The 25137-nt window shown below is 69.5% G+C and carries 25 protein-coding genes and 3 tRNA genes; 19 read left to right on the top strand and 9 right to left on the bottom strand.

The window, feature by feature from the left end:
• Window positions 1-103 precede the first annotated feature (103 nt).
• The 3 genes from AKH00_RS07180 (at window position 104) to AKH00_RS07170 (ending at window position 2931) form a co-directional block, all read left to right on the top strand.
• On the top strand, window positions 104-1114 hold the full coding sequence (locus tag AKH00_RS07180; RefSeq protein ID WP_050721934.1) for a type IV toxin-antitoxin system AbiEi family antitoxin: 1011 nt from the start codon (window positions 104-106) through the stop codon (window positions 1112-1114).
• 19 nt (window positions 1115-1133) lie between these two features.
• Complete coding sequence (locus AKH00_RS07175) at window positions 1134-1940, top strand: hypothetical protein (protein ID WP_050721933.1); 807 nt, start codon at window positions 1134-1136, stop codon at window positions 1938-1940.
• A 124-nt stretch (window positions 1941-2064) separates the two neighbouring features.
• Window positions 2065-2931, top strand: a complete 867-nt coding sequence (locus AKH00_RS07170) for an alpha/beta fold hydrolase (protein ID WP_050721932.1) — start codon at window positions 2065-2067, stop codon at window positions 2929-2931.
• 78 nt (window positions 2932-3009) lie between these two features.
• Here the strand turns inward: AKH00_RS07170 and AKH00_RS07165 are convergent.
• The 3 genes from AKH00_RS07165 to AKH00_RS07155 form a co-directional block, all read right to left on the bottom strand.
• Window positions 3010-3082, bottom strand: a tRNA-Phe gene (locus tag AKH00_RS07165).
• Window positions 3083-3150: 68 nt separating this feature from the next.
• A tRNA-Asp gene (locus AKH00_RS07160) sits at window positions 3151-3224 on the bottom strand.
• A gap of 29 nt (window positions 3225-3253) precedes the next feature.
• A tRNA-Glu gene (locus tag AKH00_RS07155) sits at window positions 3254-3326 on the bottom strand.
• Between the two features lie 210 nt (window positions 3327-3536).
• Between AKH00_RS07155 and AKH00_RS07150 the strand changes: the two genes are divergently transcribed.
• On the top strand, window positions 3537-4913 hold the full coding sequence (locus AKH00_RS07150) for a M23 family metallopeptidase (protein WP_050721931.1): 1377 nt from the start codon (window positions 3537-3539) through the stop codon (window positions 4911-4913).
• Between the two features lie 79 nt (window positions 4914-4992).
• Here the strand turns inward: AKH00_RS07150 and AKH00_RS07145 are convergent, their stop codons facing one another.
• Together AKH00_RS07145 and AKH00_RS07140 are read right to left on the bottom strand one after the other, a co-directional pair.
• On the bottom strand, window positions 4993-5484 hold the full coding sequence (locus tag AKH00_RS07145) for an inorganic diphosphatase (RefSeq protein WP_017204665.1): 492 nt from the start codon (window positions 5482-5484) through the stop codon (window positions 4993-4995).
• A gap of 43 nt (window positions 5485-5527) precedes the next feature.
• Window positions 5528-6160 (bottom strand): TMEM175 family protein, encoded by a 633-nt coding sequence (locus AKH00_RS07140; protein WP_050721930.1) that lies wholly within the window; start codon window positions 6158-6160, stop codon window positions 5528-5530.
• A 66-nt stretch (window positions 6161-6226) separates the two neighbouring features.
• Here AKH00_RS07140 and tilS point away from each other — a divergent pair, with 66 nt between their 5' ends.
• Window positions 6227-7210, top strand: a complete 984-nt coding sequence (gene tilS / locus AKH00_RS07135; RefSeq protein WP_050721929.1) for a tRNA lysidine(34) synthetase TilS — start codon at window positions 6227-6229, stop codon at window positions 7208-7210.
• 199 nt (window positions 7211-7409) lie between these two features.
• Here the strand turns inward: tilS and AKH00_RS18380 are convergent, their stop codons facing one another.
• Window positions 7410-7988: a DUF937 domain-containing protein gene (locus tag AKH00_RS18380; RefSeq protein ID WP_050721928.1), complete on the bottom strand. Its 579-nt coding sequence runs from the start codon at window positions 7986-7988 to the stop codon at window positions 7410-7412.
• Between the two features lie 129 nt (window positions 7989-8117).
• On the opposite strand from AKH00_RS18380, the gene hpt reads away from it, so the two are divergent.
• The 10 genes from hpt (at window position 8118) to AKH00_RS07080 (ending at window position 16824) form a co-directional block, all read left to right on the top strand.
• Window positions 8118-8669 carry a hypoxanthine phosphoribosyltransferase gene (hpt, locus tag AKH00_RS07125; protein ID WP_050721927.1) on the top strand — a complete coding sequence of 184 codons (552 nt, stop codon included), beginning with the start codon at window positions 8118-8120 and terminating at the stop codon, window positions 8667-8669.
• A 163-nt stretch (window positions 8670-8832) separates the two neighbouring features.
• The gene (ftsH, locus tag AKH00_RS07120; protein ID WP_050721926.1) at window positions 8833-10833 is read left to right on the top strand and encodes an ATP-dependent zinc metalloprotease FtsH; all 2001 of its coding nucleotides are present in this window, start codon (window positions 8833-8835) and stop codon (window positions 10831-10833) included.
• 2 nt (window positions 10834-10835) lie between these two features.
• A complete protein-coding gene (gene folE / locus AKH00_RS07115; RefSeq protein WP_050721925.1) occupies window positions 10836-11438 on the top strand; it encodes a GTP cyclohydrolase I in 603 nt (200 codons plus the stop codon).
• Entirely contained in the window at window positions 11435-12235 is an 801-nt protein-coding gene (gene folP, locus AKH00_RS07110) for a dihydropteroate synthase (RefSeq protein ID WP_050721924.1), read from the top strand. The genes folE and folP overlap by 4 nt, the downstream gene beginning before the upstream one ends.
• A gap of 3 nt (window positions 12236-12238) precedes the next feature.
• Window positions 12239-12631, top strand: a complete 393-nt coding sequence (folB, locus tag AKH00_RS07105) for a dihydroneopterin aldolase (RefSeq protein ID WP_050721923.1) — start codon at window positions 12239-12241, stop codon at window positions 12629-12631.
• Entirely contained in the window at window positions 12628-13182 is a 555-nt protein-coding gene (folK, locus tag AKH00_RS07100) for a 2-amino-4-hydroxy-6-hydroxymethyldihydropteridine diphosphokinase (protein ID WP_050721922.1), read from the top strand. Before folB ends, folK begins: the two co-directional genes overlap by 4 nt.
• Window positions 13182-13679: a DUF3180 domain-containing protein gene (locus tag AKH00_RS07095; RefSeq protein WP_050721921.1), complete on the top strand. Its 498-nt coding sequence runs from the start codon at window positions 13182-13184 to the stop codon at window positions 13677-13679. The genes folK and AKH00_RS07095 overlap by 1 nt, the downstream gene beginning before the upstream one ends.
• Entirely contained in the window at window positions 13615-14211 is a 597-nt protein-coding gene (locus AKH00_RS07090; protein WP_050721920.1) for a PH domain-containing protein, read from the top strand. Before AKH00_RS07095 ends, AKH00_RS07090 begins: the two co-directional genes overlap by 65 nt.
• Window positions 14208-16127: a PH domain-containing protein gene (locus AKH00_RS07085; protein ID WP_268768100.1), complete on the top strand. Its 1920-nt coding sequence runs from the start codon at window positions 14208-14210 to the stop codon at window positions 16125-16127. Before AKH00_RS07090 ends, AKH00_RS07085 begins: the two co-directional genes overlap by 4 nt.
• Window positions 16120-16824 carry a DUF2520 domain-containing protein gene (locus tag AKH00_RS07080; RefSeq protein ID WP_050721919.1) on the top strand — a complete coding sequence of 235 codons (705 nt, stop codon included), beginning with the start codon at window positions 16120-16122 and terminating at the stop codon, window positions 16822-16824. The genes AKH00_RS07085 and AKH00_RS07080 overlap by 8 nt, the downstream gene beginning before the upstream one ends.
• A 38-nt stretch (window positions 16825-16862) precedes the next feature.
• Here the strand turns inward: AKH00_RS07080 and AKH00_RS07075 are convergent, their stop codons facing one another.
• Entirely contained in the window at window positions 16863-18686 is a 1824-nt protein-coding gene (locus tag AKH00_RS07075; protein ID WP_050721918.1) for a DUF2207 domain-containing protein, read from the bottom strand.
• 122 nt (window positions 18687-18808) lie between these two features.
• Between AKH00_RS07075 and lysS the strand changes: the two genes are divergently transcribed.
• Window positions 18809-20335, top strand: coding sequence for a lysine--tRNA ligase (gene lysS, locus AKH00_RS07070; RefSeq protein ID WP_050721917.1), 1527 nt, complete (start codon window positions 18809-18811; stop codon window positions 20333-20335).
• On the opposite strand, the gene AKH00_RS07065 is transcribed toward lysS, so the two are convergent.
• Window positions 20328-21437 (bottom strand): DUF4192 family protein, encoded by a 1110-nt coding sequence (locus AKH00_RS07065; RefSeq protein WP_050721916.1) that lies wholly within the window; start codon window positions 21435-21437, stop codon window positions 20328-20330. The two genes, lysS and AKH00_RS07065, sit on opposite strands and share 8 nt — an antisense overlap.
• 112 nt (window positions 21438-21549) lie before the next feature.
• Between AKH00_RS07065 and AKH00_RS18125 the strand changes: the two genes are divergently transcribed.
• The 3 genes from AKH00_RS18125 (at window position 21550) to AKH00_RS07055 (ending at window position 24050) form a co-directional block, all read left to right on the top strand.
• Window positions 21550-21723, top strand: coding sequence for a hypothetical protein (locus AKH00_RS18125; protein WP_200903805.1), 174 nt, complete (start codon window positions 21550-21552; stop codon window positions 21721-21723).
• 91 nt (window positions 21724-21814) lie between these two features.
• The gene (gene cls / locus AKH00_RS07060; protein WP_050721915.1) at window positions 21815-23275 is read left to right on the top strand and encodes a cardiolipin synthase; all 1461 of its coding nucleotides are present in this window, start codon (window positions 21815-21817) and stop codon (window positions 23273-23275) included.
• A gap of 55 nt (window positions 23276-23330) precedes the next feature.
• Entirely contained in the window at window positions 23331-24050 is a 720-nt protein-coding gene (locus AKH00_RS07055) for a hypothetical protein (protein ID WP_050721914.1), read from the top strand.
• Here the strand turns inward: AKH00_RS07055 and AKH00_RS07050 are convergent, their stop codons facing one another.
• Window positions 24051-25052 (bottom strand): diacylglycerol/lipid kinase family protein, encoded by a 1002-nt coding sequence (locus tag AKH00_RS07050; protein ID WP_050721913.1) that lies wholly within the window; start codon window positions 25050-25052, stop codon window positions 24051-24053. It abuts the gene before it with no gap.
• Between the last annotated feature and the right edge of the window lie 85 nt (window positions 25053-25137).

Below are 25137 nucleotides of genomic sequence, written 5' to 3'. Positions count from 1 at the left end.
CGAGGCGTGGACGACGGCGCTGCGAACCGGCGCTGGTTTTTTCCTCGCGCAACAATTATTCTCAGAGAGTAATTTCGCAGCGAGGATAATTCCGAGGAGGGACATGCAGGGAGACCTCATCGATGCGCTCGGCGATCGTCTGTCGGATGTCGGACTGCGGGTGCACGGTCTTCGCCCACTCGCAGAGGGTGAGGAGAAGACCCTCGCCACGCTGCGACGCGGGAGTCAGTCTGGCAGCTACCTGGCCCTGATGAGCCCGCACATGAGCCTTCCCGACTTCGCGAACGAGCGATGGGCAGGTCATCCGCTGCTCGTCCTGGGCGCGAGGATCACACCCCGCAACGCCGATCGCATGCGCGACCTCGGCATCAACTACCTCGATGCGAACGGCAACGCCTTCATCGCATTCGGCGATGTGCTCGTAGATGTTCGAGGCCGGAGCGGGGATCCTGTCGCTGCTTACCATCGTGAACGAGTAGCAACGTCCAATCTCTTCAGCCCGAAGCGGGCGCAGGTGGCTTTCGCGTTGATCAGCTGGCCGCACCTCGTCACCGCGAAGCTGCGTGAGATCGCTGATGCTGCTCGCGTGTCGGTCGGCTTCGCGCAGAAGACCCTGGCCGACTTCGAGGCCGCGAACTACCTGCACCGCCTCGACCGCGGACGCACGGGGCGTCGTCTGGCGGACACGGCAGGTCTCATCGACGGATGGACGGCATCCTTTCCAGGCGGACTCGGCTCGCCCGAGGGGACGCGCGCCTTCCGCGGGACGTTCGATCCGGATGCGCTCGCCGCAGAGGGGCCCGCCGTGTACGTGAGCGGAGAAGCAGCCGCGCCGTGGATCAGGCATCACGCCACCTGGACGCTGTATTGCGACGAGGTCCCGCGTGAGGCAGCCGCGGCGGGGCGATGGACGGCGCGGTCGACCGAGCCGAACGTGTTCCTCCGGGACGTCTTCTGGAAGCGACCGGCGGAGTCGTCCGCGGCGGACGGCGGTCGTCTTCAGAAGGCACCGCCGCTGCTCGTGTACGCCGACCTCCTGGCGTCGGGTGATGCGCGTCAGCGCGAGGCCGCTGCGGAGCTCAGGGGAGAGAACACTGAACTTCGAGAACGTTGATCCGCATCTCCTCGACGACGTGGGCCTCGTCGTGCAGGAGCTCGAAGAGAAGGCAGCGATCGGTCCCCGGCAGATCATGCTCGTCGGCGCGCACTGTCGGAACGTTCTCCATCAGGCGCTCGGGTTCACCGAGCTGCCCGGCGTGACGGATACACACGATGTGGATCTCGGACTCGTTCTCTCCGACTGGCGGGCCTTCGAACGCGTAGAGGGCGCCTTCACCGCGACGGGCGGGAACGGGATCCGCTACATGATCGCGGGGATACCCGTCGATGTGATGCCCTTCGGGGAGGCCGTCGAGGACCCTCGGGGAGTCACTCGCCCGCGCGCGGTGAACGGCGACCTCGTCGTCTTCGGTTTCGACAGGGTCTTCGAGGAGTCGGCAGAGATCATGCTGGTCGAACGCGGCATCCGGATGCGTATCGCGACTCCTGTCGGCTACGCGATCCTGAAGCTCCGCGCGTGGACCGATCGATCGAGTCGCGGCGTATGGAAGGACGCGAAGGACATGGGCGTCGTGCTCTCCTGGTACGCGCACTCCGAATCCGTCGGCGATCGCGTCTGGGATCCGGACAGCGAACTGTCCGATCGCTATGACGGGGACCCCGACCTCGTTTCCGCCCATCTTCTCGGGCAGGACATGCGGAGCATGCTCGCTGAAGCGGATGCTGATGATCTCGCCTCGCGCTTCCGGGCCTCGGACATCCCCCGATTCGTGTTGGAAGCGGGAATCGATCGACTGGACGAGGCAGGCGAGCGAGGGAGGCGCATCGTGAGCGCGTTGATCGCAGGGCTCGATGCGGTGAAGGCGAGCGACCGCAGCTGACGCCGTTCGCGGACGCACCGCCAGCGCCCGACATCAACGCGCGCGTCGCCCCGTCCCGGCACTGGTGGAGCGTCGGGACTTCGACGTACGATCCACGGGGGCGCCCGCGACGGAGGAGGCCGGCATGACCACGAACACCCTCGACTTGCCCGGGGTGGCCCTCGTCTACGACGTCCACGGACCGCTGCCGACGGCCGACGGACGGCCGCCGCTGCTCATGATCGGCCAGCCCATGGATGCAAGCGGGTTCCAGGCGCAGGTCGCGCTGTTCCCCGACCGCACCGTCGTGACCTACGATCCGCGCGGGCTCGGGCGCAGCATCCGCACCGACGGCGAGGTCGAGAACGATCCCGTCACGCAGGCGGCGGACGTGCACGCGCTCATCGAGGAGCTCGGCTCCGGGCCGGTCGACATGCTCGCCAGCAGTGGCGGTGCTGTCACCGCGCTCGCGCTCATGACCGCCCACCCGCGAGACGTGGCGACGCTGGTCGCCCACGAGCCGCCGATCGACGCGGTGCTTCCGGATGCCGAGCTCGTGCATCAGGCGCGCATCGCGTACACCCGCGCGTATCAGGAGCGGGGCTGGGGCTCCGGGATGGCGGCGTTCGTCGCCATGACGTCGTGGGAAGGCGAGATCACGGACGAGTTCCTGGCCCGGCCGCTGCCCGACCCCGCGGCGTTCGGCATGCCGTCGGAGGACGACGGGAGCCGCGACGACCCGCTGCTGTCGGAGCGGTCCTGGGCCGTGCCGCTCTATTCCCCCGACATCGAGGCGCTGACAGCAGCGCCGACGCGCATCGTCGTCGCGGTGGGGGAGGAGTCCCTGCAGGTGTACACGGGACGCACCTCGCTCGCGCTCGCGGAGAGGCTCGGTCAGGAGGCGACGGTCTTCCCCAGCCACCACGGCGGTTTCATGGGCGGCGAGTTCGGCTACGCGGGGCAGCCGGAGGCGTTCGCCGCGCGACTGCGCGAGGTCCTCGACGCGGGCTGAGGCCCCAGGGCAAAGCAAAACCCCCGCCATGTAGAAGCTAGGCGAGGGTTTCTGGGGCCATTGTAATGATGGTCCGTGTGGCTCCGACGGGCGTCGATCCCGTGACCTCACGATTTTCAGTCGTGCGCTCTACCAACTGAGCTACAGAGCCGTGCGACCGGCGAACCTGTCGCATCTAGACGAAAGGCCCTCTCCGAAAAAAGGACCCATCGCTCAGAGCGACCCTGACGGGACTTGAACCCGCGACCTCCGCCGTGACAGGGCGGCACGCTAACCAACTGCGCTACAGGGCCATACTTGTTTTCAATTGTATCGGATGGAGTGACCCCAACGGGATTCGAACCCGTGCTACCGCCGTGAAAGGGCGGCGTCCTAGGCCGCTAAACGATGGGGCCGAAGGTTCGTCCCGGGGGACTTCCTTGCCGACGCTCAAGCATAAGGGATGCGTCGGCGAAATTGCGAATCGAGGGCGCGCCTGCCCGACTCCCGGGCGTGTTCAGGGTCAGGATGGGGAGGGTCGAGCGCGAGAACGCTGCCTTCACCCCTGTTGCGGATGTGAAAGTTGTTGTTACTGTGACAAGTGTGAAACCGGCGGAAGGGGCCGAGTGAACGACAATCTCCCCACGAAGGATGCTGCCCTCGCGGCATCCGACGACTGCGGCTGCGCTCCGACGCCGGCCGAGAGTCGCGCTCTGTGGCCCCGTGGTCCGCTCAGTCGCCGCGGTGCGCTCGGGCTCGGCATGGGCGCCCTCGGCGTCGTCGCGCTCAGTGCCTTCGGCATCGGCGCCTCGACCTCCGCCGCGTACGCCGCCACGTACCCAAGCTGGGACGACGTGCAGCGCGCCAAGGGCAATGAGGCCGCGAAGGCCGCCGAGATCACGCGCATCGAGGGTCTCATCAACTCCCTCACGCAGAAGGTCGCTGAGACGCAGGCCGCGGCGGAGGCCGCGGGCCAGGAGTACTTCGAGGCGCAGCAGGCCTACTTCGACGCGATCGCGACAGCGGACGCCCTGCAGGCGCAGGCCGACGCGCAGGCGGTCGTGGCCGACGAGGCCACGAAGAAGGCGGCGCAGCTCGCCGCGCAGCTGTACCGCAATGGTGGCGACGACACCGCCCTCGAACTCTTCTTCTCGGGGTCGGCCGACAACGCAGACGACCTGCTCTCGCGCCTCGGCTCGATGGACAAGGTCTACCAGTACAACCAGACGATGTACGACAAGGCGGTGGCCGCGCGCAACTCCGCCCAGTCGCTGAGCGACCAGGCCGTCGTCGCGAGGACCGAGCGCGACCGTCTGCAGCAGGTCGCCGAACAGAAGATGGTCGCCGCGCAACAGGCCGCCGACGCGGCGCAGGCTGCGTTGGACGAGCAGACGACCAACCTCGCGACCATGCAGGCTCAGCTCGCCGCGCTCAAGGACCAGACCGCCACCACGGTCGCCGGGTACCAGGAGGGCGTGCGCGTCGCCGAGGAGCAGCGCCGGCAGCGCGAAGCCGCGGAGGCGGCAGCCGCAGCCGCCGCAGCCAACAACGGCGGCGGTGGCGGTGGCGGAGGCACCGGCGGGAGCGCCGGTACGGGCGGCTGGGTGCGTCCGCACGGCGGGCATCGGAGCGCGGGCTACGGCCCCCGGCCCAAGCCCTGCGCCGCATGCTCGGGGTGGCACTACGGAGTCGACCTCGCCAACGGGTGCGGCGCGGCGATCTACGCGGCTCAGTCGGGCACCGTCGACTACGCGGGCCCCAACGGCAACTACGGCAACTACATCCGCATCCAGCACGGCGGCGGTGTCGCCAGCGGGTACGCGCACATTCGCGACGGCGGCTTCGCGGTGCGCCGCGGGCAGTCCGTGAGCTCGGGACAGGTCATCGCCTACGCCGGCAACACCGGAGCATCCGTCGGATGTCACCTGCACTTCGAGGTCTACCTCAACGGGGCGTACACGAACCCGATCGAGTTCCTTGCCGCACGAGGCATCTCGGTCTGATCGCCCGACGAACACGCACAAGACCCCCGGCCGCTGAGCGGATCCGGGGGTCTTCTGCGTCGATGCCGACGGCGTGAGGTCAGTGACCCTGCTCGCCGAAACGGACGATCGCCTCGTCGAGGATGCGCTGCGCCTCGGCGGCGTTCCCCCACTCGTCGACCTTGACCCACTTGTTGGGCTCGAGGTCCTTGTAGTGCTCGAAGAAGTGCGCGATCTCCTTCTTCGTGTACTCGGCGATGTCGTCGATGTCCTGGATGTGCGCCCAGCGCGGATCCTTCGACAGCACGGCCACGAGCTTGTCGTCGCCGCCGGCCTCGTCGCTCATCTTGAGCACGGCGACGGGGCGCACCTCGACGACGACGCCCGGGTAGATGGCGTGGTCGAGCAGCACGAGCACGTCGAGCGGGTCGCCGTCCTCGCCGAGCGTGTTGTCGAAGTAGCCGTAGTCGGCGGGGTAGCCGAAGGTCGTGTAGAGCACGCGGTCGAGGTGCACTCGCCCGGTCTCGTGGTCGACCTCGTACTTCACGCGGCTGCCGCGCGGGATCTCGATGACGGCGTCGTGTGCGCCCATGCGTGTGCTCCTCAGAAATGACGGGTGGATGCCGCCGACCAGCCTACCCGTGCGCTTCGCGCCGTGCCGCGACCCGGTTCAGCACCCGGGTGACCAGCCCCGTGGCGAGCAGCAGGAACAGGCCGGCGTAGCTGTGGTCGGGGAGCAGCAACGCGATCGCGAGGGCGAGCGCGAACAGGACGATGGCCGACAGGTCGCCGATCACCCCCGCCCGCAGGGTCGACGGCGTCGCTGCGGTGAGCTCCGGGTTGCGCTGCAGATACAGCCACGCGGCCAGGGTCGTGACCTGCGTGAGGATCAGGGTGCCGATGTACACGACGGTCTGCAGCGCATCCGTGTCCATCTGGCCGATCATCGCCGTGGGCACGGGCAGCCACACGATCGTCAGCATCCAGGCGATGTTGATCCACAGCAGCGGCCCGGTCATCCACTCGACGTCGCGGTACTGGTTGTGGTGGCCGATCCAGAAGGTCGCGATCAGCACGAAGCTGAGCACGAAGCTCAGCAGCTGTCCCGAATGCTCGGAGAAGAACTCTGCCGTCGTCAGTGTGCCTTTCGCCGCCTCCGTGACGGCCTCCATGAGGGGCAGGATCAGGAGCGTCATCGCGATCGCGACGACTGCGTCGACGAATGCCTTGAATCGCTCGGGTCGGAACCGGGAGGAGTCTTCTGCCACGGCGCCAGACTAGGACGCATCGACGCCACTGCGCGAGAGGCGGGTGCCGTGATCTAGCGTGGAGGCGTGCCCTCGCTCCCTCCCGCCATCGCCGAGATCCGTCTGGCCGTGCGCACCGCGCTCGCCGACCTGCCCGCCGAGTCGACCGTCGTCGTCGCGCTCTCCGGGGGCGCCGACTCGCTTGCGGTCGCCGCGGCGACCGCCTTCGAGGCGCCGAAGATCGGCCTGCGGGTCGAGACCCTGACCGTCGACCACGGACTGCAGGAGGGATCGGATGCCGTGGCGCAGCGCGCCGCGCAGATCGCCGCAGGCCTCGGCCTGAACGCACGTGTCGCCACGGTGGAGGTCGGACGCGGCGCCGACGGCCCCGAGGCTGCGGCGCGTGCGGCACGCTATGACGCCCTGCGACGAGCCGCGGACGGCGCGGCTGCCGTGCTCCTCGGGCACACGCTCGACGACCAGGCCGAGACCGTGCTGCTCGGACTCGCGCGCGGCGCCGGAGCGACGAGCCTGCAGGGGATGGCACCCTCGCGCGAGGACGACGACGGTCTGCGGTGGGTCCGGCCGCTGCTGGGAGTGCGTCGCGCGACCACGCGGGCCTTCTGCGCGGCATCCGATCTCGCGGTGTGGGACGACCCGCACAACCTCGACGACCGCTTCGCCCGGGTGCGCGTCCGAGAGCGGGTGCTGCCGGTGCTCGAGGCCGAGATGGGGCCCGGCGTCGCCGAGGCGCTCGCGCGGACGGCCGAGCAGCTGCGCGAGGATGCCGAGGCGTTCGACGAGATGATCCACGAGACGATCGAGGACATCGTCGAGCACGCCGAGGCGGGCATCTCGGTCAGCGCGGCGGCCCTCGCCGCGAATCCGGCCGCTCTGCGCAACCGCATCATCCGCCTCGTGGTCGACAGCGAGTTCGGTGCGAGTCTGACACGGGTGCAGACGCTCGAGGTCGCGCGGCTGGCGACCGAGTGGGCGGGTCAGGGCCCGATCGACCTGCCCGGATGCTCCGCCGCCCGACTCGGCGGACGCATCGTCTTCACGGCGCGCTGAGGCCCTGCGGGCGTCGGCACGTGCCGACTCTCGGGACCCCGCGGGTCGTGGCGCGTTTCGTCTCGCTTCGCTCGCTCAACGAACGGGTTCTTCTCGGTCGTGGCGCGTTTCGTCTCGCTTCGCTAGCTCGACGAACGGGTGTTTCTCGGTCGTTGAGCGAGGGAGCGCAGCGAGCGAGACGAAACGCGCTCCGTCCGTGCTACTTCTTTCCGCCGAACAGGCCGCCGAGCAGGTCGCCGATGCCGCCGCCGGAGTTCGAACCGCCGCCGAGGACTCCGCCGAGCAGGTCGCCGATGCCGCCGCCCGACTTCGAGTCCCCACCGCCCAGAAGGCCGCCGATCACGTCGCCGATGCCGCCGCCGGACTGCGCCTGACCGGCATCCGACTGCTTGCCCTTGTTCGCGTTCGCGATGAGCCCCATGACGATCGGGGCGAGGATCGGGAGCAGCTTGCCGAAGTCGATGCCCGCGGTCGCCTTCGACTCCGTGAGCTTCTGGGTGACCTCCTTCTCATCGGAGCCGAGGATGTGCGAGACGATCTTGCCGCCGTCGGCCTGGTCGATGTCGTCGACCTTCGCCGCGCCGCCCGTGCCCTCGTGTCGTTTCAGCGCGTTCTCGATCGCCGACGACCCCTCGGAGGTCGAGGCGTTCTTCGCGAGCCCGCCGAGAAGCACCGCGCCGCCCTGCTCGACCGCGGCCTTCGCCTCGTCGGTCGAGACACCCAGCTTTGCGGCGATGTCGTCGATCGGGACCTGCTTCAGGATGTCGTCGAGAGCCATGGGATTCCTTCCGTCGGTGGGCGCGACCGCCCCTCTCACCGCTCACAGTAGTGCGCGGTCCCGCGCGGCGGGGAGCGATCCTGGGTTCCGGAGGCGAGAGCATCCGATCGCGTCGCCTAAAATCGATCCATGCGCGCCGCGGAGATCCAGGACGACCTTGCACAGATCCTCGTCACCGAGGAGGAGATCGTCGCGAAGCTCGACGAGCTCGCCGCCCGGGTGGCGGAGGACTACGCGGGCAAGGACCTCGTCCTCGTCGGCGTGCTCAAGGGCGCGGTCATGGTGATGGCCGACTTCGCCCGAGCCCTGCCGTTCCACGCGCCGATGGACTGGATGGCGGTGTCGAGCTACGGAGCCAGCACGAAGTCCAGCGGCGTCGTGCAGATCCGCAAGGACCTCGACACCGACCTGCACGGCAAGCACGTGCTGATCGTCGAGGACATCATCGACTCGGGTCTGACCCTCAGCTGGCTGCTCGAGAACTTCGAGTCGCGAGGCGCCGAGTCGATCGAGGTGCTCGCGCTGCTGCGCAAGCCCGAGGCGGCGAAGGTCGAGATCGACTGCAAGTACGTCGGGTTCGACATCCCCGTCGAGTTCGTCGTCGGCTACGGGCTCGACTACGCCGAGCGCTACCGCAACCTGCGCGACGTGGCGGTGCTCGCCCCGCACGTGTACTCCTGATCCTGACCCTCAAACCCGTCTATTTCTGCCGTTTGGCGCAAACCGGACGCCGCTTTGCGTCAAACGGCAGAAATAGACGGGGTGGGGAGCGGGCCGGGGACGGGTACGCCGTGGGTGAACGCACAGCGGTCCCCTAGCCCGTGCGCGATACGCTGATCCGACCATGGATGTCAAGAAGCTCACGCGGAACCCGCTGATCTACGTCGCCCTGATCGGTCTGCTGCTGTTCGGCGGATTCCTGCTGATCTCGAACCTCGGCGCGCCGAAGCAGATCACGACCCAGGAGGGGCTCGAGCTCCTCAAGGGCGAGACCGTGACCGAGGTCGTGACCACCGACGGCGACCAGCGCGTGGACATGACGCTCTCCAAGCCGTTCGAGGGCTCCGAGAACGTCCAGTTCTACTACGTCGAGGCCCGCGCCGACGAGGTCGTGACGGCGATCAATGCCGCCGATCCCAAGGACGGCTTCAACGACAGCGTGCCGCGTGCATCCTGGTTCGACGGCATCCTCTCGCTCCTCCTCCCGCTCGTGCTGCTCGGACTGCTGTTCTGGTGGCTGCTCTCGTCGATGCAGGGCGGCGGCGGCAAGGTCATGCAGTTCGGCAAGTCCAAGGCCAAGCTCGTCAGCAAGGAGACGCCGACCGTCACCTTCGCGGACGTCGCGGGTGCCGACGAGGCGATCGAGGAGCTCCACGAGATCAAGGAGTTCCTGCAGGATCCGGCGAAGTTCCAGGCCATCGGCGCGCGCATCCCGAAGGGCGTGCTGCTGTACGGCCCTCCCGGAACCGGCAAGACGCTGCTCGCCCGCGCCGTCGCCGGCGAGGCCGGAGCACCCTTCTACTCGATCTCCGGCTCGGACTTCGTCGAGATGTTCGTCGGTGTCGGCGCCTCCCGCGTGCGCGACCTGTTCACGCAGGCCAAGGAGAACGCCCCGGCGATCATCTTCATCGACGAGATCGACGCCGTCGGACGTCACCGCGGCGCCGGCATGGGCGGCGGCAACGACGAGCGCGAGCAGACCCTCAACCAGATGCTCGTCGAGATGGACGGCTTCGACCCCAACGCGAACGTCATCGTGATCGCGGCGACGAACCGTCCCGACATCCTGGACCCCGCCCTCCTGCGCCCCGGTCGCTTCGATCGGCAGATCGGCGTCGACGCGCCCGACCTCAAGGGCCGTCAGAAGATCCTCGAGGTGCACAGCAAGGGCAAGCCCCTGTCGAAGAGCGTCGACCTCGAGGTCGTCGCGCGCAAGACCCCCGGCTTCACCGGCGCCGACCTCGCGAACGTGCTCAACGAGGCCGCCCTGCTCACGGCACGCTCGAACGCCCAGCTCGTCGACAACCGTGCGCTCGACGAGGCGATCGACCGGGTCATCGCAGGTCCCCAGCGGCGCACGCGCGTCATGAAGGACCGCGAGAAGCTCATCACCGCCTACCACGAGGGCGGGCACGCGCTCGCCGCGGCGGCCATGAACTACACCGATCCCGTGACCAAGATCACGATCCTGCCGCGAGGCAAGGCGCTCGGCTACACGATGGTGCTGCCGCTCGACGACAAGTACTCCGTCACCCGCAACGAGCTGCAGGACCAGCTCGCCTACGCCATGGGCGGCCGCGTGGCCGAGGAGATCGTGTTCCACGACCCGACGACCGGTGCGTCGAACGACATCGAGAAGGCGACCTCGATCGCCCGCAAGATGGTGCTCGAGTACGGCATGACGACCGAGCTCGGCCCCGTCAAGCTGGGCTCCGAGGGCGGCGAGCCGTTCGCCGGTCGGGACATGGGTCGTGGCCGCGAGTACTCCGAGACGATCGCCGAGCGTGTCGACACGGAGGTGCGCGCGCTGATCGAGCAGGCTCACAACGAGGCGTACGAGGTCATCAGCGACAACCGCGAGATCCTCGATCGGCTCGCTCTCGCCCTGCTCGAGGAGGAGACCCTCGACCACAACCAGATCGCCGAGATCTTCTCCGAGGTCAAGAAGCTGCCCGAGCGCCCCCTCTGGCTCTCCAGCGACGAGCGCCCCGTCTCAGAGCAGCCGCCGATCGAGGTCCCCAAGAAGGTCATCCCGGTCGCGGCCTCCGTCGAGGAGCCGCAGGTCGCCCCGCGCACGCAGCCCGGAGCGGCGGGAGCCGGTCAGGCCCGACCCGCGACGGCCTGATCGTGGCGGTCGACCGCGCGCGCGTCGAGCGGCTCACCCGTGAGCTCCTCGAGGCGATCGGGGAGGACCCGGACCGGCCGGGTCTGCGCCAGACGCCGTCGCGCATGGCGGAGCTGTACTCCGAGTTCTTCGCCGGAGTGGGCGAGGATGCCGCGGCACCCCTCGCGCACACGATCAGCGTCTCTCGCGGCCCTGCCCCGGACACCCTTCCCTCCGGCGCGGTGCTGCTGCGCGACATCCGCTTCCGATCGGTGTGCGAACACCACCTGCTGCCCTTCGCCGGACGCGCACACATCGCCTACCTCCCGGGAGAGCAGGTCGTCGGCCTCGGTGCGCTCGTCCGCGTCGTGGAGACCCTCGCGACCAGACCGCAGGTGCAGGAGCGCTTGGGCGAGCAGATCGCCGACACGATCGCCGAGAGCCTCGACACCCGCGGGGTGCTCGTCGTGCTCGACGCGAGCCACGGATGCGTCACGATGCGCGGCGGGCGCCAGCCCGAGGCGTCGACGCTCACGATCGCCGCGCGCGGGGAGTACACCGACACCGCTGCGAGGGCCGAGCTCATCGCGCTGATCGGTGCATCGCCGGGAGGCCTGCACGCATGACCGCGATCTGGGGCATCGTCAACGTGACGCCGGACTCGTTCAGCGACGGCGGACGCTATCTGGACGTCGATCGGGCGGTCGCCCACGGGCTGCGCCTGCGCGAGGAGGGCGCCACGGTGCTCGACGTCGGCGGAGAGTCCACCCGACCGGGGGCGGAGCGGGTGGGACCCAAGATCGAGCAGCAGCGCGTGCTCCCCGTGATCGAACAGCTCGTCGCGGCCGGTGCTCCCGTCAGCATCGACACCCTCAACGCCGCGACGGCCGACGCCGCAGTGCGCGCGGGCGCGCGCATCGTCAACGACGTCTCCGGCGGCCTCGCCGACCCCGAGATGCGCGCTGCCGTCGCGGCGTCGGGCGCGGACTACGCGATCGGCCACTGGCGCGATTTCTCCGACGACATGTACGCGCACGCCCAGTACCGGCGCGCCGCGCGCGAGGTCGCGGGCGAGCTGAAGGCACGGATGGGCGAGGCCGCGGCAGCCGGCATCGCGCCGTCGCGGCTGATCGTCGATCCCGGCATCGGATTCTCCAAGCGGGGCGGCCAGAACTGGGGAGTGCTCTCGGGCCTCGACGAGATCGTCGCGCTCGGGCCCCGCGTGCTGATCGGAACCTCTCGCAAGCGGTTCCTCGCCGAGACGCTCGACGCCGATCCCGCCACCGTCACCGAGAAGCGCCGCGACCTCGCGACCGCGGTCACCAGCGCCCTGGCCGTGCGGGCCGGGGTGTGGGCCGTGCGCGTGCACGACGTCGCGGCGACGCGCGACGCCATCGTGATCGCCCATGCCTGGGAGGGTTAGACAATGGACTTCCTCGACGAGATCGTGCTCACCGGACTCACGGTGTTCGGTCGCCACGGCGTCTACGATCACGAGCGCGCGAACGGGCAGGAGTTCACGATCGATCTGACCCTGCGGATGCCGTTGCGCGATGCCGCGGCATCCGACGACGTGGTCGACACCGTGCACTACGGGGAGCTCGCCGAGAAGGTGGCGGCCGTGGTGGCGGGGGAGCCGGTGAACCTCATCGAGACCCTGGCGCAGCGCATCGCCGATGTCGCCCTCGACGACCAGCGCGTGCACTCCGTCACCGTGACGGTGCACAAGCCGCACGCTCCGATCGCCCTCACGTTCTCGGACGTCGCAGTCACCGTGCACCGCGCGCAGCCCTACACCGCCGTGGAGTTCTCCTCATGAGCCGCAACCTCGCCCAGCCTCCGCAGCTGCCCGGACCTCATCCCGGCCGAGAGGACACCCAGGCGGTCGTCGCCTTCGGAGCGAACCTCGGGGACCGCGAGGAGACGATCCGCGAGGCTGCCGCCCGCATCGCCCGGCTGCCCCTCGTGTCGGAGGTGCGCCTGTCTCCGCTGCACGAGACCGTGGCCCTCACGCTCGACGGCCCCGAGCCGGATGCGCCCGGGTACGTCAACGCCGTCGCGATCGTGACGACCCGCCTCGCGCCGTCGGTGCTTCTGGGCATGCTGCACGCGATCGAGCAGGAGCACGGCCGCGAGCGCCGCGTGCGCTGGGGCGATCGAACACTCGATCTCGACCTGATCGCCTACGGCGACGAGACCTCCGACGACGAGCGGATGCTGCTCCCGCATCCCCGCGCGGCAGAGAGACTGTTCGTGCTCGACCCGTGGCTCGACCTCGATCGCGACGCCGTGCTCCCGGGACATGGCCGCGTCGCCGACCTCGCGGCGGCCCTGCGCGACACGAACGACCGGGACGGTCGGGGCGACTGATGCGCCGCACCTCGATCGGCCTCCTGGTCGTGCTGGCGCTGCTCGGGGGCGGAGCGGGCTATCTGCTCGACCATGTGCTGACGGCGACCGGCCGCGTCACTTTCACGCCCTCGCTGCTGCTGCCGCTCCTGCTGCTGTTGATCGGCGCCGCGTCGTTCGCGGTGGCGTGGCCGGTGCGTGCGAGCGTGCGCTCCGGCATCCGCATCGATCCCTTCCGCGCCACGCGCGCGGTGACGCTCGCCCGCGCCTCCAGCCTCCTGGGCGCGATCATGGCGGGCGTCGGCGCGGGTCTCCTGGTGTTCCTCCTGTCCCGCCCCATCGATCCCCCGGTAGGGTCGACTGTGGCGATGCTGGCGCTGATCGGGAGCGCGATCGTGCTCGTGGTCGCCGCGCTCATCGCCGAACAGTTCTGCACCCTGCCGAAGGATCCTGATGACTCAGAACCCAGAGACCGAGCCGACGACCCCGGCCCCGCTGAACTCGGCGGAGGTCACTGACCTCGGCGCCCTCGACCAGGGCACGTACGCGCAGCTCCGCACCGTGCGCAGCGATGCGCGTCTGGAACTCGACGGCACCTGGCACCAGATCTCGCCGCGCTACGTGGTGTCGCAGATCGTCCAGAACCTTCTCTTCCTCGTGTTCGTCGCCGCGGTCGCCGTGGTCCTCGCGATGGTGCTGCATCAGACCTGGGCGTGGATCCCGGCGGGCGCGATCGCCGTGGTGGTGCTCATCACGCTCGTGATCCTCCCGCGGCAGGCGCGTGCGATCGGATACATGCTGCGCGACGACGACATCGTGTTCCGCAAGGGCATCCTGTGGCAGCGCATGATTGCCGTGCCCTACGGTCGCATGCAGCTCGTCGACATCACGCAGGGACCGCTCGACCGCGCGTTCGGCGTCACCCAGCTCAAGATGGTCACGGCCGCAGCCACGACCGGTGTGCAGATCCCCGGTCTCACGCAGGGCGCGGCCGAGACGCTCCGGGACACCCTGATCGAGGTCGCCGAGACCCGCCGGACCGGCCTGTGAGCGAGCCGCAGCTGCCGCCGCCCACTGTGGCCACGTCGCCGCGTCCTTCGGGGGAGTCGTCGACTCTCGCCGACGGCGACTGGCATCGGATGCATCCGCTCACCCCGCTCTTCAAGGGCGGGCTGGCGCTCATCATCGTCGCCGGTATCGCGATCGCGAACCTGCGGGATCGTCTCATCGCCTGGTTCGTCGACCTCTTCACTCCCGAGGAGGCACACTACGACCAGTACGGCGGTGACCCCGTCGAGTGGGTGCTCGCGAACAACCTGATCCTCGTGGTGCTGCTGGGCGTGCTCGCGCTCGCCGTGGTGCTCGTCGGGATCTTCTGGTTCGTCTGGCGCTTCCAGCAGTTCCGCATCACGGGCGACCATGTCGAGGTGCGCAAGGGCATCATCTTCCGCTCGCATCGTCGCGCGCCGCTCGATCGCGTGCAGGGTGTGAACCTCACACGCCCGTTCCCCGCGCGCATCATCGGTCTCGCGAAGCTCGAGGTCGTCGGCGCCGGGAACGACTCGAACGTCGAGCTCGAGTATCTGGCGACGCCGCGAGCCGAGTCGGTGCGTGCCGACATCCTGCGCCTCGCCTCGGGCGCTCGTGCAGCACGGCAGTCCGCGACCGGGGGGGCGCGCGGGGGTGCATCGTCCGTCGATGCCGGGGCGGTGGCCCCCGGGGCCGCGGGTCCCGCCGCCCCCGGTTCGGCTCGTGCACAGCTCGTCGGCACCATGAACGACGGGGTCAACGACCTGATCTCCGGAGTCGACCTCGCCGACGTCGAACCCGAGAGCGTCGTCAAGATCCCCACCGGTCGCCTGGTGGGGTCGCAGCTCATCTCGAGCGTCCTGTGGATCGTGTTCTTCGGGCTGATCTTCCTCGTCGCGATCGGCGGGATCCTCATCGGGTCGCTGCTCGATGGCGAGCCGCTGGGCAGCGTGATCGGCCTCGGCCTCGGGCTCGGCATGGGCATCCCGCTCGTGATCGCCGTGATCGGTATCACCTGGGCGCAGATCTCGAAGTCGCTGCGCTATTCGATCGCGCCGACTCCGGACGGTGTGCGCATCACATACGGCCTGCTCACCACCGTGACCGAGACCCTGCCTCCCGGGCGCATCTTCGCGGTCGAGGTGACGCAGTCGCTGCTGTGGCGTCCGTTCGGATGGTGGACGGTCCGCATCAACCGCATGAGCGGCAAGAGCGCGGCGCAGCAGCAGTCCGGTTCCGCTCAGCAGTTCAACGTCGTGCTTCCGGTGGGCAAGCGCGCCGATGTCGAGCGCGTGCTGGGGCTGATCCTGCCCGACGCCCCGGCCGCCGATCTCCCCGTCGTCTGGGACCACGGGATCCTCGGCCCGATCGACGGCGATCCCTATGTGCGGATGCCGCGCCGCGCGTGGTGGCGGCGCCCGTTGTCGTGGAAGCGGCAGGGGTATTACCTGACCGATTTCGGCCTGCTGCTGCGGCGCGGGATCGTATGGCGCAAGCTCGCGATCTTCCCGCTCGCCCGCCTGCAGGGCGTCTCGCTCTCGCAGGGGCCCATCGACCGCGCGCAGCGCGTCTCGGGGGCGCAGATCCACTCCGTGCAGGGGGCCATCACCGGTTACCTGGCCGGACTCGAGTTGCCGGACGCGCGCTTCCTGATCGACGGTGTGACGGCTGCGGCTGCCGCTGCGGCTGAGGTCGATCACTCGCATCGTTGGGGGCAGTACGCGGCGAGTGTGACACCGGATGCCGGGGAAGCGGATGCGGGGCTGCCCGCTCCGCCCGCGCCGCTCGCGCCGCCTGCGTGGTCGGAGGACTCTGCGCCGCCGCCTCCCTCCTCCATGCCGTCTGCGCCGCCAGCTCCGCCATCACCGCCTGCGGCTCCGCCGTCCGCGCCGACTGCGGCTCCTCCGTCCGTTCCTCCTGCTCCGCCTCGTGACTGACCCGACCACGCGTGATGGGCGTCTCGGCGTCGGCATCATCGGCGCCGGACGTGTCGGGCCCGTGATCGGGGCCGCGCTGGCGGGCGCCGGGCATGCCGTGACCGGCATCACGACCGGCTCGGATGACGACCGTGCGTCGGCGGTGCTCCCGGACGTCCCGGTCCTCGAACCTCTCGACGTCGTGCGCCGCAGCGAGCTGGTCGTGCTGGCCGTGCCGCACGACCAGCTGCCCGGACTCGTAGCGGGCATCGCCGAGGTCGGCGGCTGGCAGATCGGTCAGCTGGTGCTGCACACCGACCCGGCGTACGGGATCGAGGTGCTGCGCTCGGCCGCGGAGCGCGGGGCGATCCCGTTGGCGGTGCATCCCGCGATCACGTTCACGGGGACGTCGATCGATCTGCGACAGCTTCAGGCGGGCTACGCCGCCGTGACCGCCCCGGCAGCCGTGCTGCCGATCGCGCAGGCGCTCGCCGTCGAGATGGGCTGCGAGCCGGTGGTCATCGCGGAGGCGGATCGCGCAGCCTACGCGGACGCGATCCAGACCGCGACCGAGTTCTCACGCTCGATCATCGCGCAGTCCACGGCTCGGCTGTCGGAGATCGGCGTCGAGAATGCCGGCGGGTTCCTCTCCGCCCTCGTGCAGTCCACGGTGGAGCGCGCGCTGCGCGAGGCCTCGGCCCCGCCGCCGCTGCTCTGACGACCTCATCCGCCGGCGGGTGGAGGGGATGCCATGGGTCAGCGACCGCCGGAGAACCCGCCGCCGCCTCCGCCGCCCGAGAAACCTCCACCGAACGACCCTCCGGTGCTCGAGGAGGTGCTCGCGCTCGGCGCCGTGTACGTGGCGGACTGGTTCGAGGTGGCCGCCAACGCGGCGAGGTGGCCGTAGACGAACGGCGAAGCGGGGTCGCCGATCCAGGTGGCACCGCGCTGCTCGGTCGCGTAGGCGCGTTCGAGCACGGCGCCCCACTCGTTCTCCATGCCGAAGAGCATCGCGTAGGGGAGCAGCCGCTCGTAGACGACGATCACGTTCGCGCTGCCGTCCTGGCGGCGCTCCGCGCCCGTGTACGACTGCAGCATGCGCAGTCGGTCGGCCTCGGCGACGCGGATGAACTCCTTCACGCCGAGGAGGTATTCGAGCTCCCGCGCACCGTCGGCCGTGAGCACCGTGTGCTTCGAGAAACCGTAGAAGCTCGACAGCAGCACGAGGAAGAGGCCGAAGGCGATCGCGACGAACGCGGGGATCGCCGTGACCCGCCCGGAGATGATACCGAACAGTCCGATGCCGAATCCGGCGAGCGCGACCGCGATGGCGCACCACTGCAGGGCGATAGCCACTCCGCTCCGCGCCTTGGTCGTGAGACCGCGCGTCGTGGCCGCGGCGACTCCGCTCGCGCTCAGCGCGGACATGCGCGCGGCGAACGTCTCGCTGTCCGCGGGCAGCTCGACCACGCCCTCGGCATCCGCATCCGCGAACAGGGCATCGAGCGCCTCGGCGTCGAGCTGATCGGGCACCCTCGCGCCCGGAAGCCGTCGCAGCCGCGGCTGCTCGTCATCTGCGACCTCTTCGATGCGCAGGGTTCCGCGCACGGCGAGGTGCACGATCTCGGAGGGGACCGGGGTGCGCGCGCCTGGGATGATCGCTGCGGCGAGGAGGGGAGGCATCGAGTCGGGCACGTCGTACTGCGCGACGACGATCCCGCTCGATCGACGCCGCGACCTGCGGAACGCGCCGACGCCGAACCAGCTGCTGACCGACAGTGCCGCAGCCCCGACCGCGGCGATGGCCGGCACCGTATCGGTCACGGGGTCTGGCTGACGCGAGGTGGGCTGCGTCGCGGTGCCGCCGGCGAAGCCGACCGCGACCGTGACGCCTTCGCCGGGGGAGAGGTCGCTCTCTTCGACCGTGAAGGTGGTGCCGTCGGCCGAGTTCGACAGTGTGCACTCGTCCGTCGATCCCGAGACGCCGATGTAGCAGCGGGAGTCTCCGGTCAGGCGCTTCGTCAACTGCTCGTCGAACACGACGTCGGCGCGGAACTGCTCGATCGGCTGGGTGCTGTCGAGCGGTAGGAGGTCCCAGTAGAACTCGTCCACACCGGTGTCGGCGGCGAGCATGACGTCGCGCATCTCATACTCGATCACGTACGTGGTGAGCCCGTGCACATAGTCGTCGTCGCCGGTGAGCACGTAGAGGACTCCGTCGTCCTCATCGGTCTCGAAGGGTACGGAGGCGCCCTCCTGATCGGTGACCGACAGGATCCGAGCGTCGACCCAGGCGTTCTCGTAACTCGTCGGAACCCCGCGCACGATCCCGCGATTCTGATCTGTCTCCGGGAAGCGCGCGGTCAGCGTCTCGGTCACCCGCATGAGCGCGCGACCCTCGTCGTCGAGGCCGATGTCATAGCGCGCGTCCCAGGATGCATAGGAGAAGTCGTTCGCGTCGGAATCGGCGTCCGCCGCGACGGCGCTCGCCGATTCCGGAACGCCGCCGATCGCCGGAGTGACGGCGGCGAGCGCGATGCCGATCGATGCGAGTGCAGGGGCGAGTCGGAGGGCTGCCATGCTTCGAGGCTACAGAGTCGCCTTCCCGCGGCGAGAGTCCAGGGCGGGGAGTCTCGATCGGGACCCGCAGGGCGGCTCCCGCGCGCTCGGTAGACTGGAGGCGACTTTCCAAGGAGCCCCGAATGACTGACGCGTCCGCCGCGCCCGAGCAGCCCACCGACGCCGCCGAAGAGGACGTCCACGAGCAGAAGGCCGTGCGCCTCGCCAAGCGCGAGCGGCTGATCGCCAAGCGGACGGATGCCGGCGGCGGGGCGTTCCCCGTCGCTGTGCCGGTGACCCACGGCATCCCTGCCGTGCGCGCGGAGTACGGAGAACTTGAGGCGGGGGCCGAGACGGGTGTCGTCGTCGGCGTGGCCGGCCGCGTGGTGTTCAGCCGCAACACCGGCAAGCTGTGCTTCGCGACGCTGCAGGCGGGCGACGGCTCCCGCATCCAGGCGATGATCTCCCTCGCGAACGTCGGCGAGGGCTCGCTGGCCGACTGGAAGGAGTACGTCGACCTCGGAGACCACGTCTTCGTGCACGGCGAGGTCATCTCGAGTCGCCGCGGCGAGCTGTCGATCATGGCCGATGACTGGGCCATCGCGGCGAAGGCCATCCTGCCGCTCCCGAACGCCTACTCGGAGCTCAGCGAGGAGGGACGAGTGCGCAGCCGCTACCTCGACCTCATCGTGCGTGAGCAGGCCCGCACGACCGTGCGCGCCCGCGCCGCGGTGAACGCGAGCCTCCGCGCGACGTTCGGCGCCCACGACTACCTCGAGGTCGAGACCCCGATGCTGCAGGTGCAGCACGGTGGCGCATCGGCGCGGCCGTTCGTGACGCACTCCAACGCCTTCGACACGGAGCTCTACCTGCGGATCGCACCGGAGCTCTACCTCAAGCGCGCGGTCGTGGGCGGGATCGAGCGCGTGTTCGAGATCAACCGCAACTTCCGCAACGAGGGAGCCGACTCGACGCACAGCCCCGAGTTCGCGATGCTCGAGGCGTACCAGGCCTACGGCGACTACCAACAGATGGCGCAGCTGACCCAGGAGCTCGTGCAGCAGGCCGCGATCGCGGTCGCCGGGTCGACGACGGTCACGTGGGCCGACGGCACGGAGTACGACCTGGGCGGCGAGTGGGATCGCATCTCGATGTACGACTCCCTGTCCGCGGCCTCCGGTCGCGCGGTCACGCCGGAGGACTCGGTCGAGGACCTCATCGCGTTCGCGGAGGAGAACGACGTCGACCTGCCGGCGCAGGCCACGCACGGCAAACTCGTCGAGGAGCTGTGGGAGCACTTCGTCAAGCCCGGCCTCGTGCGCCCGACGTTCGTGATGGACTTCCCCGTCGACACCTCGCCGCTCGTACGCGAGCACCGCTCGATCGCGGGCGTCGTGGAGAAGTGGGACCTGTACATCCGCGGTTTCGAGCTCGCGACCGGATACTCCGAGCTCGTCGACCCCGTCATCCAGCGCGAGCGCTTCGTCGAGCAGGCGAAGCTCGCTGCGCGCGGAGACGTCGAGGCGATGCCCGTCGACGAGGAGTTCCTGCGTGCTCTCGAGCACGGCATGCCGCCGTCCGGAGGCATGGGGATGGGGATCGACCGCCTGCTCATGGCGATCACGGGACTCGGCATCCGCGAGACGATCCTCTTCCCGCTGGTCAAGTAGTCGCACGGCGGAACGCCCATTCGGGGAGCACGGCGACGCTCATCATGGAGTCGAGGAGCTCGGCGAGTCCGTAACGCGGATCGATGTCCCGGACGAGTTCGAGGTAGCACGCGGCGTGACTGGAGCGGCCCAGCGCCCACGACAGCCACGCGGCGGCCGTGAGCGGTGCCGGACGGGATGCCCGCGGGGCCGCGGCCGCCGCCGAGCGTGCGACCAGGAGCGCTCGCCGCAGCCGCTCGGTGTCGGGCTGCGGGCCCCGCCCCAGGAACACGTCGCCGATGTCGTCGGGGATGCGGGCACCAGAGGCCGCGAACGCGAGCTGGGCGTCCAGCGTGCGGAGCCCGCCGGCCAGGTCGGAACCCCACTGGGTCAGGGCGACGTCGCGGAAAAGCGGCCTGTCGAGGCACCACAGCAGCGCCGCGACGGCATGGGCAGGGAGATCCTCGGGGGCCGCGAGGACGGACTCGAAGAGGGCCGGGACGTCCTTCAACAGCAGGACTGCCCCGATCGTCTGCGGGTCGGCGTCGCGGAGCTCCGGGCCGCCTGCCCCGTCGATCATGGCGGTGATGTCGCGCAGGGTCCTGCCCACCCTCTCGCTGCGGGCGAGATCGACCGTCGGCAACCCGACGCCCGAGACCTGATCGCCGGAGAAGTCGCCCATGTCCGGCATCGCGACGCCGTCGAGGTCGTCGAGATCGCCGAGCTCCGGCTCCTCGTCGAGGTAGCCCGCCCAGCCGGACGGTGTCACGCACAGGGCGTCGACGATGCGGAGTCCGGCGTCGATCGCGCACCCGAGCACCGCCTCCACCTCGACGGCGAACGGGAGCACGATGCCGTCGGGCGTACGGACCGGCTCGTCGTCGGTGTAGACGACCACGGCGACGGCATCCGTCCGATCCACTCTGGCGACGAGCGCGATCGCGGTGTCGGCGTACTCGTCCAGTTCGACTTCGTCGCGCGGGAGGTCGAGGCGCATGGCGCCGGTGGTGCGCGAGGCGTGGAAGGGCAGCAGCACGAGGCTCTCGACGGGCGTGAAGCCCACGAGGGACGGGACGATGCCGAGGAACTCGGCGGAGCCGGAGGCACGGAGAACGGTAGTCATCCCGCGAGTGTCGTCGTGTCGGTCGCCCCGTCGTCGCGTTTCCACAGGCAGACGCCGGAATCCCTGGGAACGGGCGAATGTGGAGGGGGAGTCGCTCGCGTACCATGGAAGCATGGAGAACTTCTGGCTCGCCGTCGCCTGGTCGATCCTGCCGACCATCGGCGTGAGCGTGGTGTTCTTCTTCGTGATCCGCAGCATCCTGCGATTCGACCGCACGGAGCGCAAGGTCCACGCCCGTATCGAGGCCGAAGAGCGCGCAGCGCGCGGCCTGCCGCCCCGTTCCTGAGCGACGTCGGTGCCATCGGCTACTGTGTAGCCAAGCTGCCGGGGCGGACGCCGACTCCCGGCGATCGCCGTTGCCGGCGGAGAGGGACGCGATGACGACGGAGACCTGGGGCTGGTGGATCACCGGGTTCCTCGTGGTGCTCGACCTCTCGATCCGCATCACGGCCATCATCGTGATCCCACGGAATCGCAAGCCCACCGCTGCGATGGCATGGCTGCTCGCGGTGTTCTTCATCCCCTTCGTGGGGGTGTTCCTGTTCCTGCTGATCGGGAACCCGCGCCTGCCGCGCGCCCGGCGACGCAAGCAGGACCAGATCAACGAGTACATCGCGGAGACGAGCGAGCACCTGCACTTCGGCACCCTGCGGCCGGACGCGCCGAGCTGGTTCCCGCCCCTGGTCGAGATGAACCACCGTCTCGGTGCGCTGCCGATCTCGGGCGACAACGGGGCGCACCTGATCAGCGGGTACCAGGAATCGCTCGACGAGATGGCCGAGGCCATCCGCACCGCGCAGGACTACGTGCACGTGGAGTTCTACATCCTGCAGTCGGACTCGTCGACCGACAACTTCTTCCGTGCGCTGGAAGAGGTGGCCGCCCGAGGCGTTCACGTCCGGGTGCTCCTCGACCACTGGGCCAACCGGTGGAAGCCGCGATATCGCGCGACCGTCTCACGACTCAATCGCATGGACGCCGACTGGCACCTCATGCTCCCGGTGCAGCCGCTCAAGGGACGCATGCAGCGTCCGGATCTTCGCAACCACCGCAAGCTGCTCGTGGTCGACGGCGTCGTCGCGTTCGTCGGCTCGCAGAACGTCACGGACTCGACGTACAACCTCCCGAAGAACATCAAGCGCGGCCTGCACTGGGTCGACCTCATGGTCCGCGTCGACGGACCGGTCGTGCTCAGCGTCAACGCGATCTTCCTGAGCGACTGGTACAGCGAGACCGACGAGGTCCTGCAGGAGATCGACATCTCGCACGCCGAGGCCGGATCCGGAGACCTCGACTGCCAAGTGGTGCCGTCCGGGCCGGGTTTCGAGGTCGAGAACAACCTCCGGCTGTTCCTCGGCCTGCTCTATGCGGCCAAGCACAAGATCATGATCGTGAGTCCGTACTTCGTGCCGGACGAGGCCCTGCTGCTCGCCGTCACGGCGGCCGTGGACCGCGGCGTCCAGGTCGAGCTGTTCGTCTCGGAGGAGGGCGACCAGGCCATGGTCTACCACGCCCAGCGCAGCTACTACGAGGTGCTGCTCAAGGCGGGGGTGCGCATCTGGATGTACCGCAAGCCGTACATCCTGCACACCAAGAGCCTCACGATCGACGACCAGGTCGCGGTGATCGGATCGAGCAACATGGACATGCGCTCCTTCGGTCTCAACCTCGAGGTGTCGATGCTCGTGCGCGGCGAGGAGTTCGTGGGCGAGATGCGCGTCGTGGAGGACCAGTACCGTTCCCTCAGCCGCGAGCTCACGCTCGAGGAGTGGATGCAGCAGCCGCTGCGCTCGACCGTGCTCGACAATCTCGCCCGATTGACGTCCGCGCTGCAGTAGGCGACTCCCCGCGAACGCCCTCCCGCCGTGATATCGCCACCGGTACCCTGAGGTCATGACCTCCACGTCTCGCGCCGTCGGCGCCCTCTCGGTCCTCGCCGCCGCCCTCCTGTTCGCCGGATGCGCTGCGGGTCCGGGCAGCACAGCGGCGACGAGCGCGCCCGGGTCGTCGGCCGGCACCACGGACGGCTCCGACGACTTCGACGACATGGAGGGAGCGCTGCTCGACGAAGGTCGCATGTTCGCGGTCGTGACGTGGGGTTCGTCGACGTGCATCCCGCAGGTCGACGAGGTGACGGCGGACGGCCAGACGGTCACGGTGACGCTCGTCGACGCGGACCCGGATGCCGCCTGCACGATGGACATGCAGCAGCGCGCGAGCGTCGGCGCGCTGCCCGAAGGCGTCGATCCGACGCAGGACATCACGCTCCAGGTCACCTACGGCGACGTCTCGGACGACGTGGATCTCGACGGCGACGCCGCGGCGACGGGCATGCCCGGATCGATGAGCGAGTTCCTGCCGTCGGCGGGCTGGGTCGGCGACGGTTCGCTGGTCCTCCTCACCTGGGGCTCCTCGAGCTGCCCGCCGATCGTGGAGAGCGTGGACGCCGCAACCCTCACGGCCACGTTCACGACGGACGACACCCGGATGTGCACCATGGACATGGCTCCGCGGGCGACGCTCCTGGCCTTCGGAGACGATGCGCCGGGCGACGACGCCACGCTCACGCTCGTCGGGGGTGGCCTCGACGGCACGGTCGCGATCCGGGGCTGATCAGAGCGACGACACGGGGTGCCCCGCAGGCAGAGCCAGCACCAGGGCCGAGGGGTCGACACGGCAGGTGATGCGCACGGCCGTGCCGAACTCGTCTCCGTCGAGCTCGATCGGGATCGGCTTGGTCGCCGCGGCCTCGGCGGCCGTCCCGCGGAAGTAGTGGACCGAGGCGTCCTTGCCTCGCCTGTCGAGCACGCGTCGGCCGGCGCGGAAACGCCGGAGCACGGAGTTGTCCCACCAGATCTTGCGCCACACGCCGAGCCAGCCGAGCACACCTGTCGGCTGGATCACCGCGACGTCGAGCGTGGCATCCGTGATCGACGCGTCGGGGATCAGGGCGATGCCCGCGGGCAGCGTCCCGCAGTTCGCGAACAGGATGCTGTGCACCTTGGTCGTGTGCAGGCGGCCGTCGTCGATCTGGAACACCGCACGGAACGGCTCGGCCGTCACGAGCGACCGGGCCGCACCGTCGACGTAGGCGATCCAGCCCACCGAGCGCTTGAGATCGGGGCGGGTGTTCGCGATCATGTCCGCGTCGAGTCCGATGCCCGCGAGCACCACGAAGGCATGCTCCTCCTCGTCGTCGCCGTCCTCCCGGGTGAGATGTGCCCAGCCGATGTCGATCGCATGGCGGAAGTCCCCCAGAGCCGCGCGGATCATGGCGTCGGGTCCGGCGAGGGGCAGACCGAGGTTGCGGGCGAGGAGGTTGCCCGTGCCGCTGGGCAGGATCGCGAGCGGCACGCCCGTGTTCGCTATCGCCTCAGAGACCGCGCGCACCGTTCCGTCGCCGCCCGCGACGAGCACGACGTCGACACCTCGCTCGAGCGCCTGCGCGGTCGCCCGCTGTCCGGCATCCTCCAGGGTGGTCGTGTAGAAGGCCGGATGCTCCCAGCCGGCCTCCTTTGAGAGCGATCGCACTCGCGCGCGCAGATCCTTCTCGTCGACCTTGATGGGGTTGTAGACGAGCGCCGCCTGGCGTCGGGCGGGGGCGCTCTTCGTCATGGCGCTACTCTAGCCCCGACCGCGGGGGCGATCCGTCGTGCGGCACCCGGCCGATCAGCGCGCAGGACGGGAGGGGGCGACGCAT

This window comes from Microbacterium sp. GCS4 (assembly GCF_001262495.1).
Taxonomy (GTDB): domain Bacteria; phylum Actinomycetota; class Actinomycetes; order Actinomycetales; family Microbacteriaceae; genus Microbacterium.
Note: the sequence above shows the minus strand (reverse complement) of the source record. Positions and strands in the feature narration are given on the sequence as shown.